Source organism: Serratia silvae, from assembly GCF_023282985.1.
GTDB lineage: Bacteria > Pseudomonadota > Gammaproteobacteria > Enterobacterales > Enterobacteriaceae > Chania > Chania silvae.
Map to the genome: position 1 here is coordinate 202822 of NZ_JAGQDC010000003.1, position 12639 is coordinate 215460.

A 12639-nucleotide genomic window follows, 5' to 3' on the forward strand; every position below is an offset into this window, starting at 1 on the left:
TAATGAGCTATCAGGTTCTTGCCCGTAAGTGGCGCCCCCAAACGTTTGCAGAGGTTGTCGGACAAGAGCATGTCCTGACGGCGCTGGCTAATGGCCTCTCTCTGGGGCGGATCCATCACGCCTATCTGTTCTCCGGCACGCGCGGCGTGGGTAAAACCACCATTGCGCGGCTGCTGGCCAAAGGTTTGAACTGCGAAACGGGCATCACCGCGACGCCCTGTGGCCAATGTGATAACTGCCGCGAGATTGAGCAGGGGCGCTTTGTCGATCTGATCGAGATCGATGCCGCATCGCGAACCAAAGTGGAAGACACCCGCGATCTGCTCGATAACGTGCAATATGCCCCGGCGCGTGGCCGTTTCAAGGTTTACCTGATCGACGAAGTCCACATGCTCTCGCGCCACAGCTTCAATGCGTTGCTGAAAACGCTGGAAGAGCCGCCCGCGCACGTCAAATTCCTGCTGGCGACCACCGATCCGCAGAAGCTGCCGGTCACTATTCTTTCCCGCTGCCTGCAATTCCATCTCAAAGCGATGGATGTGGAACAGATCCGCACGCAGTTGGAAACCGTCTTACTGGCAGAGCACATCACCAGCGATGCCCGCGCGTTGCAACTGTTGGCGCGAGCTGCCGATGGCAGTATGCGAGATGCTCTCAGCCTGACCGATCAGGCGATCGCCATGGGGCAAGGGCAGGTGACGACCGACACCGTCAGCCAGATGCTGGGGACGTTGGATGATGAGCAGCCGCTGGCCATCCTGGAAGCCTTGGTGAGTGCCGACGGTGAAAAAGTGATGGCGCAGGTCGCCCAGGCGGCGTCACGCGGCGTGGATTGGGAAAACCTGCTGGTGGAAACGCTGGCGCTGCTGCACCGCATTGCGATGGTACAACTGCTACCCGCAGTGCTGGATAACCATTACGCTGCGATTGAGCAGCGGTTACGTGAGCTGGCGCGCACCCTGCCGCCAACGGACGTACAGCTTTACTACCAAACCTTGCTGGTTGGCCGCAAAGAGTTGGCCTATGCGCCGGATCGCCGTATGGGCGTTGAGATGACCCTGCTGCGCGCGCTGGCGTTTCACCCAAAAGCGGTGATCCCAGAGCCAGTGGCCATGGTGCAGATCGCGCCCGCACAGCCGCAGGGGAATATGGCCGTTGCGCCACCGTCACTCTATCCGGATGCCCCGCCTCCCTTAGGGCAGGCTGCGCCGCCGCAGAATACTCAACCAACCAATTTACCGGATGCTACCGCGCAATTACTTAAAGCGCGAACCCAGTTGCTGCGGCAACAGGGGGCATCCACCGCAAAAAAGAATGAGCCGGCGGCGCCAGGAATAGCGCGGCCGGCTAACTCGGCACTAGAGCGTTTAGCCTCGGTAACCGAACGCAGCCAGAAGCGTCAGGCCGAAAAGATCGTAACGGAGAAACCAGCCAAGCCGGAGGCCTATCGCTGGCGTGCGCTAACCGAACCTGAAGCTGAACCGGAACCGCGAGCCACGCCAAAAGCGTTGCGCACGGCGCTCGAACATGAAAAAACGCCTGAGCTGTCGGCTAAACTGGTGGTTGAGTCCATCGAGCGCGATCCTTGGGCGGCAGAGATCGACCAGCTAAAAATACCGAAACTGGTGCAGCAACTGGCGTTAAACGCCTTTAAGCAGCAGCTGGCACCGGACAGCATTTGTCTCCACCTGCGGTCTTCGCAGCGTCATCTGAATTCGCCTTCGGCGCAGAAGACGCTTGCGCAGGCACTCAGTGAGTTACATGGCCGCACGGTTGAACTCAGCGTGGTGGAAGACGATAATCCGGCGGAGCGAACTCCGCTGGAGTGGCGGCAAGCCATTTATGAAGAAAAACTGGCACAGGCTCGCCAGTCCATCGTTGCGGATACCAATATCCAGACCCTGCGTCGGTTCTTTGATGCAGATCTGGATGAGGAGAGTATTCGCCCTGTTTAACGCGGCGCACAGTGCGCGGCCAATGCTATGAGAGACGACTATGTTTGGTAAAGGCGGTATGGGTAACCTGATGAAGCAAGCCCAGCAAATGCAGGAAAAGATGCAGCAGATGCAGGAAGAAATTGCCAAATTGGAAGTGACTGGTGAATCCGGCGCAGGCCTGGTGAAAGTGACCATCAACGGTGCGCATAACTGCCGCCGGGTAGAAATCGACCCAAGCCTGATGGAAGATGACAAAGAGATGCTGGAAGATCTGATCGCTGCTGCTTTCAATGACGCAGCACGCCGCATCGAAGAAACCCAGAAAGAGAAGATGGCGTCGGTTTCCAGTGGGATGCAGTTGCCGCCAGGCTTTAAGATGCCGTTCTGATGCAAACCAGCCCGCTCCTTGAATCATTGATGGAGGCACTGCGCTGCCTGCCGGGCGTTGGCCCGAAGTCGGCGCAGCGTATGGCGTTCCAGCTGCTGCAGCGCGATCGCAGTGGCGGGATGCGGCTGGCACAGGCGCTGACCCGTGCCATGTCGGAGATCGGCCATTGTGCCGATTGCCGTACCTTCACCGAGCAGGATACCTGCACCATCTGCAATAATGTGCGCCGCCAGCAAAACGGCCAGATTTGCGTAGTGGAGAGCCCGGCGGATATTCATGCCATCGAGCAGACCGGCCAGTTTGCCGGGCGCTACTTTGTGCTGATGGGCCATCTGTCACCGTTAGACGGCATCGGCCCTGGCGATATCGGCCTGGATCGGCTGGAGCAACGGCTGGAGAAGGAAACCATCACCGAAGTGATCTTGGCCACCAACCCGACGGTGGAAGGGGATGCCACGGCCAACTATATCGCCGAGATGTGTGGCCAATATGGCGTGCTTGCCAGCCGCATTGCCCACGGAGTTCCGGTGGGTGGTGAACTGGAAATGGTGGATGGCACCACGCTGTCGCACTCCCTGGCCGGACGCCACGCGATCAAATTCTGATGATCCTGTACGGGGCAGCCCTCTGCCCCGTAATCAGTTCACAAAAAATTCCCCGCCAGCCGCTTGAAAAACCTCACAGTTAACCCCATTTAATCCCCATGTCCGATTTGGTCGTTACTGTCTTTGAGGTAATCAATGAGTATGAAAGGTCAAGAAACCCGTGGGTTCCAGTCTGAAGTCAAACAGCTGCTTCATTTGATGATCCATTCGCTGTACTCCAATAAAGAAATCTTCCTGCGTGAGCTGATCTCCAACGCCTCCGATGCGGCGGACAAGCTGCGTTTCCGCGCGCTTTCCAAGCCGGAGCTGTATGAAGGTGATGGCGAACTGCGCGTGCGTCTGTCGTTTGACAAAGAGAAGCGCACCCTGACGATTGCCGATAACGGCATCGGCATGAGCCGCGAAGAAGTGATCGAAAACCTGGGGACGATTGCCAAATCTGGCACTAAGGCCTTCCTGGAGTCTATCGGCTCTGACCAGGCGAAAGACAGCCAGCTGATCGGTCAGTTCGGCGTGGGCTTCTACTCGGCGTTCATCGTGGCGGACAAAGTCACCGTACGTACCCGCGCGGCTGGTGCTGCGGAAGATCAAGGGGTGTACTGGGAGTCTGCCGGTGAAGGTGATTACACCATCGCCGATATCAGCAAGGCCGATCGCGGCAGCGAAATTACTCTGCACCTACGTGAAGGCGAAGATGAATACCTTGATGGCTGGCGTCTGCGCTCGGTGATTGGTAAATATTCCGATCACATTGCTTTGCCGGTAGAGATCGAAACCAAGAATGAAGAAGACGGCACCGTCACCTGGGAGAAAATCAACAAGGCGCAAGCGTTGTGGACTCGCAACAAAGCCGACGTAACCGAAGAAGAGTACAAAGAGTTCTACAAGCACATTGCTCATGACTTTACCGATCCACTGAGCTGGAGCCACAACCGGGTAGAAGGTAAGCAGGAATACACCAGCCTGCTGTACATCCCGGCCCAGGCACCGTGGGATATGTGGAATCGCGATCACAAACACGGCCTGAAGCTGTACGTTCAGCGCGTGTTTATCATGGATGACGCCGAGCAGTTCATGCCGAACTACCTACGCTTTGTGCGTGGTCTGATCGATTCCAACGATCTGCCGCTGAACGTATCGCGTGAAATTCTGCAGGACAGCCGTGTTACCCAAAACCTGCGTGGTGCGCTGACCAAACGCGTGTTGCAGATGTTGGATAAGCTGGCGAAAGACGATGCGGAAGCTTACCAGACATTCTGGCAGCAGTTCGGTATGGTACTGAAAGAAGGGCCAGCGGAGGACGGCAGCAACAAAGAAGCTATCGCCAAACTGCTGCGCTTTGCCTCTACGCATAACGACAGCTCGGCGCAAACCGTCTCGCTGGAAGAGTACGTTGGCCGCATGACCGAAGGCCAGGACAAGATTTACTACATCACTGCCGACAGCTATGCCGCTGCCAAGAGCAGCCCGCACCTGGAGCTGTTCCGCAAGAAAGGCATCGAAGTCCTTCTGCTGTCTGACCGCATCGATGAGTGGATGATGAGCTACCTGACCGAGTTTGACGGTAAGGTATTCCAGTCGGTCAGCAAGGCGGATGACGCGCTGGATAAACTGGCGGATGAAACCGAAGAGCAGAAAGAAGCCGAGAAGCAGTTGGAGCCGTTTATCGAGCGGGTCAAGACGCTGCTGGGTGAGCGTGTGAAGGACGTGCGTCTGACGCATCGTCTGACGGATACCCCGGCTATCGTCACCACCGATGCCGACGAGATGAGCACCCAGATGGCCAAACTGTTTGCCGCTGCGGGGCAAGCTGCGCCGGAAGTGAAGTATATTTTCGAGCTGAACCCGGAACATGCGTTGGTCAAACGCGCATCCGATGTGGGCGATAACGAACAATTTGCCGAATGGATCGATCTGTTGTTGGATCAGGCCCTGCTGGCCGAGCGTGGGACGCTGGAAGATCCAAACCAGTTTATTCGCCGCATGAATAAGCTGTTGTCCGCTTAATCAGCAAAATACGCCCCAGACCCTAGAGTTTGGGGCGTAATCTCCTCTATTCCCGTTAAATTTTCTCACTGCTTGCCTCGTTTCAGCCCGATCTTTCCGCAACCGATTTCCTCTCGCTACCTTGAGCCACCCCCCTCAGAAATGGTAAGGTTGAGTGTTTTCGAAATTTAATAAAAACTCAAACCCGATAAACTTCCGGCCGCGGCCCGAAGAATGAAGGGAAATACATAGCAAGGGGATTTACGCAATGCGTATCATTCTGCTGGGCGCTCCAGGCGCTGGTAAAGGCACTCAGGCTCAATTCATCATGGAGAAATACGGCATTCCGCAAATCTCCACGGGCGATATGTTGCGCGCAGCCGTAAAGGCCGGTTCTGAGCTGGGCAAAAAGGCGAAAGAAATCATGGACGCCGGCAAGCTGGTGACCGATGAGCTGGTTATTGCGCTGGTCAAAGAGCGTATTACCCAGGAAGACTGCCGTAACGGTTTCCTGCTGGACGGTTTCCCACGCACCATTCCACAGGCCGATGCGATGAAAGAAGCCGGCATTAAAGTGGATTACGTGCTGGAGTTCGACGTACCGGACGAACTGATCGTCGACCGTATCGTTGGCCGCCGCGTGCATGCGCCATCTGGCCGCGTGTACCACATCAAATTCAATCCACCGAAGGTGGAAGGTAAAGACGACGCCACGGGCGAAGAGTTGACCACCCGTAAAGACGATCAGGAAGAGACCGTGCGTAAGCGCCTGGTGGAATACCATCAGATGACCGCGCCGCTGGTGTCTTACTATCATAAAGAAGCTGAGGCGGGCAATACGTCCTATCACAAGATCGATGGCACCCGTAAGGTGACGGAAGTGAGCGCTGAGCTGGCGACCATTCTGGGTTAATCGGTTTTAACGTTGTAAAAAACGCCGGGCTTGCTGTTGCTGCCCGGCGTTTTTTTTGCCGCTTCATGCTAGGTTATCAGTGCTACCGTTTCGCTTGACAAGGAAGAGCCGCATGCCCAGGCAGACAAATTTTTTGCAAGAAGCGACCGCGCGCCAAATCGTGCAACGTGCGATGAGCATCATTCACCATTCGGTCAACGTGATGGACAGCAACGGCGTCATCATTGCTTCCGGCAACGCCTCGCGCCTGTATCAGCGCCACGAAGGGGCGGTATTGGCCCTGACCGAAAACCGGGTGGTGGAGATTGATAAGGCAACGGCACAACATCTGAAGGGTGTGCAGCCCGGCATCAATCTGCCGTTCAGTTTTCGTAATCAACTGGTGGGGGCGATTGGGGTTTCCGGCGATCCGGCTCAGGTGCGAGCCTATGGCGAGCTGGTGAAGATGGCGGCGGAGCTGATGGTGGAACAGGCTGCGATGCTCGATCAACATCAGTGGGAAAAGCGTTACCGGGAAGAGCTGGCCAACCAACTGCTGCAAGGGCACAGTGAACCTGGTTCACGCGAGGCGATGGCGGCCTATTTAGAGCTGGATCTGCAACAGCCACGCATTGTCTGGCTGCTTGAGCTGTATGAACCGCAGCCGCAGGTACTGAGAGGCTTGCTGGCAGAGCTAGAGATCACCCAGCGTGAGGCGCTTATCACCATGACCAGCTTTAATGAACTGGTGCTCTTGCGCCCGGCCTGTATGAAACAGGGCGTGTGGGACGTGCAGCAGGAGCGCAAGCTGGCCCAGCAGCTCCAGCATGAGATCCAGCAACGCTTTGGCCTGCGGTTAATCGTCGGGGGTTTTTACAGTGGCGATGAGGGCGTCTACCGCTCTATCCAGACCGCAAGAGCAGTGCAAACCATGGCGCACCGTCTCACACTGGTCCAGCATACGCTGTTTTATGATGACTATCCTCTGCCCTCGCTGCTGTGCGATTTAGGGGAAGATTGGCGAGCCCAGGAGCTTTCACGGCCTTGGCGGCAATTGAGCGCCAAGGATGAAAAAGGGATGCTGAGAAACACGCTGCGCCACTATTTCAATCATAATTGTGACCAAACCAAGACTGCGGCACAGCTGCATATTCACGTTAACACCCTGCGTTACCGCCTACAGCGCGTAGAAAAAACGACAGGCCTGAAGATCAATCAATTGGCGGACGTCTTGCAGCTGTATATCGGCATGTTGATGCAGGATTGAATTGTGTAATTGCACAAAATAACCTTATTTTTTACCGTTTTGTTTGTGTCTATCGCTAAAGAATTTCCGCTGTCGGCAGGGTATGGTATTCACTAACCGATGCAGTGGCATCCTCTGACGATTAAGGCACTGTCGATGAACACCCTAAAGAAAGTGGTAATTGCCCCCGACTCCTTTAAAGAGAGCCTGAGTGCTCAGGGTGTCGCAGAAGCGATCGAACGTGGTTTCCAGCAAATTTACCCGCAGGTACACTACGTTTTGCTGCCCATGGCGGACGGAGGCGAGGGCACCGTCGATGCGATGGTGGCCGCAACCGGTGGGGAAATCATCAATGTGCAGGTGAGCGGGCCGCAGGGCAAACCTGCCGCAGCGTTTTATGGCCTGCTGGGGGAAGGGAAAACTGCAGTTATCGAAATGGCGGCTGCGTCCGGGCTGCATCTGGTGGCGGGTGACGAACGCGATCCGTTAGTGACCACCAGCTTTGGCACCGGTGAGCTGATCCTGGCGGCACTGCAACGCGGTGTACAGTCGATCATTCTGGGCATTGGCGGTAGTGCAACCAACGATGGGGGGGCAGGCATGATGCAGGCGCTGGGGGTTAAGCTGCTTGACCATCACTATCAAGAATTACGTCCCGGTGGCGCTGCGTTGGCGCAACTGGCACATATTGATCTCAGTCAGTTGGATCCCCGCTTGCAGCAGGTGAAGATCACGGTAGCCTGCGACGTGGATAACCCGCTGTGTGGCGATCACGGGGCTTCAGCAATCTTCGGCCCACAAAAAGGGGCCACGCCGGAGAAGGTGCAGCAACTGGACAAGGCGCTGCATCATTACGGCACGCTCTTGGAGCAGAGCACCGGGCGCAAGGTATTGCAGGTGCCAGGCTCGGGTGCTGCCGGGGGCATGGGAGCGGCATTGATCGGTTTTCTGGCAGCTGAGCTGCGGCCAGGCATCGAAATCGTAATCGAAACGCTGCATCTGGAAGACGCGGTTCGCGATGCTGACTTGGTGATCACTGGCGAAGGGCGGCTCGACAGTCAGTCTATCCACGGCAAAACTCCAATCGGCGTTGCACGGGTAGCCAAGCGCCACCAATTACCGGTGATTGCCATTGCCGGTAGCCTGTCAAAAGACTATCAGGTGGTGCATCAACACGGCATCGATGCCGCTTTCTCGGTGATCGACCGCATCGTGACGCTGCCAGAGGCGCTGGCGGACGCGGCCCATAACCTGGAAGTCACGGCGCGCAACGTAGCTGCCGTCTGGCAGCTGGCGCAAAAATAACCCCCGTTTTACCTGTTATTGATATAGGTTCCGGTCCGGCGCTTTTCCGTTACAATAGACCCCATGAGCGGCTGTTAATACGCTGAGAAATAACAGGGTATTGCCGGGAAGGACAAGGGGATCGGAATGAAGCAAGAGAAACACGGGGTATTGCTGGTGAATCTGGGGACGCCAGAGGCACCTACCCCGCAGGCGGTAAAACGCTATCTGAAAGAATTTCTCAGTGACAACCGGGTGGTGGACACTGCCCCGCTGATCTGGTGGCCAATTCTTAACGGCATCATTCTGCCGATCCGTTCACCGCGTGTGGCAAAACTGTATCAATCCGTCTGGATGGACGAAGGTTCACCGTTGCTGGTCTACAGCCGCCGCCAACAGCGGGAGCTGGCAGCGCGTATGCCGAATACCCCGGTGGAACTGGGCATGAGCTACGGGTCACCCAGTCTGGCACAGGCGATCGACAACCTATTGGCGCAGGGCGTGACCAATCTGGTGGTGTTGCCGCTGTATCCGCAATACTCGTGTTCGACCAGCGCAGCGGTCTGGGATGGTGTTGCACGGGTGCTGAAAGGCTATCGCCGCCTGCCATCTATCGGCTTTATCCGTGACTATGCCGAGCACCCAGCGTATATCCTGGCCTTACAGCAAAGCGTTGAGCGGGCGTTTGCCGAACACGGTAAGCCCGACCGCCTGGTGATGTCGTTCCACGGGATTCCCAAACGCTACGCCACGCTGGGTGACGATTACCCGCAACGCTGCGAAGATACCTACCGCGCGCTGGCGGCGGCCATACCGCTGGCCCCAGATCGGGTGATGATGACCTATCAATCGCGCTTCGGTCGGGAGCCCTGGCTGACGCCGTACACCGACGAAACCCTGAAGAGTCTGCCAGCGCAAGGCGTGAAGCATATCCAACTGATCTGCCCCGGCTTTTCGGCGGATTGCCTGGAAACGCTGGAGGAGATCAAAGAGCAGAACCGCGAAATCTTCCTGGAGGCGGGGGGCGAGAAGTTTGAATACATCCCGGCACTCAATGATGACGCCGCCCATATCGATATGATGCAACAGCTGGTGGGGCAACGGCTGTAATCAAGCCGGCTTTTCACCGCTCGGCTGGCAAAATGCTCACGTGAAAGCGCAGCAATCAGGCAGGAATGTGCTAACATTCCTGCCTGTTCACCGCAACTCACCGCCAATCACATGAAATTTCCTGGTAAACGTAAATCCAAACATTATTTTCCGGTCAACGCTCGCGATCCGTTATTGCAGCAGACACAGCCTGAAAATGAAGTCAGTACCTCTTATGTCGTCGGTATCGATCAGACGCTGGTGGATATCGAAGCTAAAGTGGATGACGCGTTTGTCGAACGCTACGGCCTTAGCCTGGGCCATTCGCTGGTCATTGAAGACGATGTTGCCGAGGCGCTGTATCAGGAACTGAGCGACAATAACCTGATCACTCATCAATTTGCCGGTGGCACTATCGGTAACACCCTGCACAACTACTCGGTACTGGCAGACGACCGTTCCGTGCTGCTTGGCGTGATGTGCAGCAACGTCAAAATTGGCAGCTATGCCTATCGCTATTTGTGCAACACCTCCAGCCGTACCGATCTCAACTACCTGCAAGCAGTGGATGGGGCCATTGGCCGCTGTTTTACGCTGATTAACGAGAGCGGCGAACGCACCTTTGCCATCAGCCCAGGCCAGATGAACCAGCTACGCCCGGAAAGCATTCCTGAAGAGGTGATCGCAGGGGCTGCCGCGTTGGTGCTGACCTCCTATCTGGTGCGCTGCAAACCCGGTGAGCCGATGCCGGAAGCCACCATGCAGGCGATCGTATTTGCCAAAAAGCATGATGTGCCGGTGGTGCTGACGCTGGGCACCAAGTACGTTATTGCGGATAACCCAGAGTGGTGGCGTGATTTTCTCAGTGAACATGTCTCCATTCTGGCGATGAATGAAGATGAAGCGTTAGAACTGACCGGACTGAGCGATCCGCTGATGGCTTCAGAGATGGCATTGGACTGGGTAGATTTGGTGCTGTGTACCGCCGGGCCAAACGGCCTGTATATGGCGGGTTACACCGAAGAGGCCAACAAGCGTGAAACTCAGCATCCGCTGTTGCCGGGCCATATCGCCGAGTTTAACCGCTTCGAATTCAGCCGGGCGATGCGCCGTGCAAGCTGTGAAAACGCGCTCAAGGTCTATTCGCATATCGCCCCGTATATGGGCGGCCCGGAAAAGATCATGAATACCAACGGTGCGGGCGACGGTGCGCTGTCTGCGCTGCTGCATGATATCGCCGCTAACGGCTATCACCGCAACAATGTGCCAAACTCCAGCAAACATGTGCGTAGCTACCTGACCTATTCGTCTTTGGCGCAGGTTTGCAAATATGCCAATCGTGTTAGCTACCAAGTGCTTAACCAGCACTCGCCACGTTTGACCCGTGGGTTGCCGGAGCGGGAAGACAGTTTGGAAGAGTCTTACTGGGAACGGTAACCAACAACAACCGGTAAGAGTGCTGTTTTAGCGCTCTTACCGGCTTAATGGCTTCAGATTGGGCAGGCGGCCAGTTTCTCTTCTTCCGACAGCGTATCCAGCTTGAGGATATTCAACATGCTGTTGGCGATCTCGCGTTCCCCCATCACCACCTGATCGGCACCCCGGTCGGAAATATACGAAACCTCGTCGTCGTAATGGGCTCGGGCGATAATCTCCAGAGTCGGGCGCTTGGTGCGGGCAGAGGCCACGATCTCACCGGCTTCATAACCGTTAGGAATGGTCAGCAGCAGCCAGCGAGCGCAGTCGAGCCGTGCCAGTTCCATGATCTCAGGATTGGCCGCATTGCCTAGTACCGCTTTGATCCCTTGAGCGCGCAGTGCTTCCACCCGTGGGCGGGAGTTTTCTATCACCACCATCGAAACGCCTTCTTCGGTCAGCTTGGCCCCTAATAGGCTGCCAACTCGGCCATAACCCACGACGACGGCATGATTGCAGATATCGACCGGGATCTGTTTCTCTTCCTCCACCGCTTCTTCCAGGATCTGATCCTCGATGGTTTCCGTCTTGGCCAGATAGCGCTCCAGCAAAGTAAACAGCAGCGGGTTGAGCATGATTGACAGGATCGCCCCGGCCAGCACCAGATTGCGGCCATGCTGATCCATCATGCCCAGCGTGACCCCCAATCCGGCCAGGATAAAGGCGAATTCACCAATCTGCGCCAGGCTGGCGGAAATGGTCAGCGCGGTACGCTTGGAGTGGCCGAACATTTTGACCAGCGCGAAGGCCGCCACCGATTTACCAAACAGGATAATCGCCAGAGTTGCCAACACCGCCAGAGGTTGGTCGATCAGGATCATCGGATCGAACAGCATACCGACCGAGACAAAGAACAGCACCGCAAAGGCGTCACGCAGCGGCAGCGTATCGTGCGCCGCGCGGTGGCTCAGTTCCGATTCGTTCAGCACCATACCGGCAAAGAAGGCCCCTAGGGCAAATGAGACATCAAACAGGCCGACAGCGCCGTAGGCAATACCCAGCGCCAGTGCCAGCACCGCCAGCGTAAACAGCTCGCGTGAGCCGGTGCTGGCGGTTTTTGCCAGGATCCACGGCACCACACGGCGGCCGACGATAATCATCAGCGCGATAAAGGCGATAACCTTGCCAATGGTGATGGCCAACTCGGTGAGCAGTTGCGTGGTGCTGGTGTTATCGCTGTTGAGCATATTGGCAAATGCTGGCAGTAGCACCAGAGCCAGCACCATGGCCAAATCTTCGACAATCAGCCAGCCGATGGCGATCTGTCCGCGTTGGCTGTCGATCAGTTGCCGTTCTTCCAGAGCGCGCAGCAGTACCACGGTACTGGCGGTGGACAGACACAGGCCGAACACCAGGCCGGAAACCAAATCCCAGCCCATCAGTTTGGACAACCCCATCCCCAGCACTGTAGCGACAGCGATTTGGGCAATGGCCCCTGGGATAGCGATATTTTTTACAGCGAGGAGATCTTTAAGCGAGAAATGGAGACCAACACCGAACATCAGCAGGATCACCCCAATCTCCGCGAGTTCCGGCGCTAACGAGGTATCAGCGACGAAACCGGGGGTAAACGGGCCAGCAAGGACACCTGCGGCCAGATACCCTACCAACGGGGAGATGCGCAGGCGGTTTGCCAGCATTCCGAAGAGGAAGGCGAGTACTAACCCTCCAACAATAGTGGTGATCAAGGGTGTTGAATTATGCATCCATACTCCTCTGGTTGTGCTCACGGATGT

The 12639-nt window shown here is 56.4% G+C and carries 10 protein-coding genes and 1 other annotated feature; of the genes, 9 read left to right on the forward strand and 1 reads right to left on the reverse strand.

Translation table 11 applies throughout. From position 1 onward, the window contains the following. Nucleotides 1–2: 2 nt before the first annotated feature. The 9 genes from dnaX to KAJ71_RS05295 all read left to right on the forward strand — a co-directional run bounded on the left by dnaX (nucleotide 3) and on the right by KAJ71_RS05295 (nucleotide 10864). Nucleotides 3–1955, forward strand: a complete 1953-nt coding sequence (gene dnaX / locus KAJ71_RS05255; protein WP_248944718.1) for a DNA polymerase III subunit gamma/tau — start codon at nucleotides 3–5, stop codon at nucleotides 1953–1955. Beyond that, nucleotides 1288–1352: a sequence feature (DnaX frameshifting element), on the forward strand. Its footprint overlaps the gene before it by 65 nt. 40 nt (nucleotides 1956–1995) lie before the next feature. Beyond that, on the forward strand, nucleotides 1996–2325 hold the full coding sequence (locus tag KAJ71_RS05260; RefSeq protein WP_021180123.1) for a YbaB/EbfC family nucleoid-associated protein: 330 nt from the start codon (nucleotides 1996–1998) through the stop codon (nucleotides 2323–2325). After that, the gene (recR, locus tag KAJ71_RS05265; RefSeq protein ID WP_024484410.1) at nucleotides 2325–2930 is read left to right on the forward strand and encodes a recombination mediator RecR; all 606 of its coding nucleotides are present in this window, start codon (nucleotides 2325–2327) and stop codon (nucleotides 2928–2930) included. The genes KAJ71_RS05260 and recR overlap by 1 nt, the downstream gene beginning before the upstream one ends. A gap of 141 nt (nucleotides 2931–3071) precedes the next feature. Beyond that, entirely contained in the window at nucleotides 3072–4937 is a 1866-nt protein-coding gene (gene htpG, locus KAJ71_RS05270; protein WP_248944969.1) for a molecular chaperone HtpG, read from the forward strand. A 247-nt stretch (nucleotides 4938–5184) separates the two neighbouring features. After that, on the forward strand, nucleotides 5185–5829 hold the full coding sequence (gene adk, locus KAJ71_RS05275; protein WP_024528407.1) for an adenylate kinase: 645 nt from the start codon (nucleotides 5185–5187) through the stop codon (nucleotides 5827–5829). 112 nt (nucleotides 5830–5941) lie between these two features. Beyond that, entirely contained in the window at nucleotides 5942–7075 is a 1134-nt protein-coding gene (locus KAJ71_RS05280) for a sugar diacid recognition domain-containing protein (RefSeq protein WP_248944719.1), read from the forward strand. A 135-nt stretch (nucleotides 7076–7210) separates the two neighbouring features. After that, nucleotides 7211–8359 (forward strand): glycerate kinase, encoded by a 1149-nt coding sequence (locus KAJ71_RS05285; protein ID WP_248944970.1) that lies wholly within the window; start codon nucleotides 7211–7213, stop codon nucleotides 8357–8359. Nucleotides 8360–8485: 126 nt separating this feature from the next. After that, entirely contained in the window at nucleotides 8486–9448 is a 963-nt protein-coding gene (hemH, locus tag KAJ71_RS05290) for a ferrochelatase (RefSeq protein WP_021805449.1), read from the forward strand. 111 nt (nucleotides 9449–9559) lie between these two features. Further along, on the forward strand, nucleotides 9560–10864 hold the full coding sequence (locus tag KAJ71_RS05295; RefSeq protein ID WP_248944720.1) for an inosine/guanosine kinase: 1305 nt from the start codon (nucleotides 9560–9562) through the stop codon (nucleotides 10862–10864). A gap of 53 nt (nucleotides 10865–10917) precedes the next feature. On the opposite strand, the gene ybaL is transcribed toward KAJ71_RS05295, so the two are convergent. Continuing rightward, nucleotides 10918–12609, reverse strand: coding sequence for a YbaL family putative K(+) efflux transporter (gene ybaL / locus KAJ71_RS05300; protein ID WP_248944721.1), 1692 nt, complete (start codon nucleotides 12607–12609; stop codon nucleotides 10918–10920). Nucleotides 12610–12639 lie beyond the last annotated feature (30 nt).

Excerpts from the sequence above, each read along its gene's own strand:
- dnaX (WP_248944718.1), top strand. The coding sequence starts at position 3 with ATGAGCTATCAGGTTCTTGCCCGTAAGTGGCGCCCCCAAACGTTTGCA.
- KAJ71_RS05260 (WP_021180123.1), top strand. The coding sequence starts at position 1,996 with ATGTTTGGTAAAGGCGGTATGGGTAACCTGATGAAGCAAGCCCAGCAA.
- recR (WP_024484410.1), top strand. The coding sequence starts at position 2,325 with ATGCAAACCAGCCCGCTCCTTGAATCATTGATGGAGGCACTGCGCTGC.
- htpG (WP_248944969.1), top strand. The coding sequence starts at position 3,072 with ATGAAAGGTCAAGAAACCCGTGGGTTCCAGTCTGAAGTCAAACAGCTG.
- adk (WP_024528407.1), top strand. The coding sequence starts at position 5,185 with ATGCGTATCATTCTGCTGGGCGCTCCAGGCGCTGGTAAAGGCACTCAG.
- KAJ71_RS05280 (WP_248944719.1), top strand. The coding sequence starts at position 5,942 with ATGCCCAGGCAGACAAATTTTTTGCAAGAAGCGACCGCGCGCCAAATC.
- KAJ71_RS05285 (WP_248944970.1), top strand. The coding sequence starts at position 7,211 with ATGAACACCCTAAAGAAAGTGGTAATTGCCCCCGACTCCTTTAAAGAG.
- hemH (WP_021805449.1), top strand. The coding sequence starts at position 8,486 with ATGAAGCAAGAGAAACACGGGGTATTGCTGGTGAATCTGGGGACGCCA.
- KAJ71_RS05295 (WP_248944720.1), top strand. The coding sequence starts at position 9,560 with ATGAAATTTCCTGGTAAACGTAAATCCAAACATTATTTTCCGGTCAAC.
- ybaL (WP_248944721.1), bottom strand. The coding sequence starts at position 12,609 with ATGCATAATTCAACACCCTTGATCACCACTATTGTTGGAGGGTTAGTA.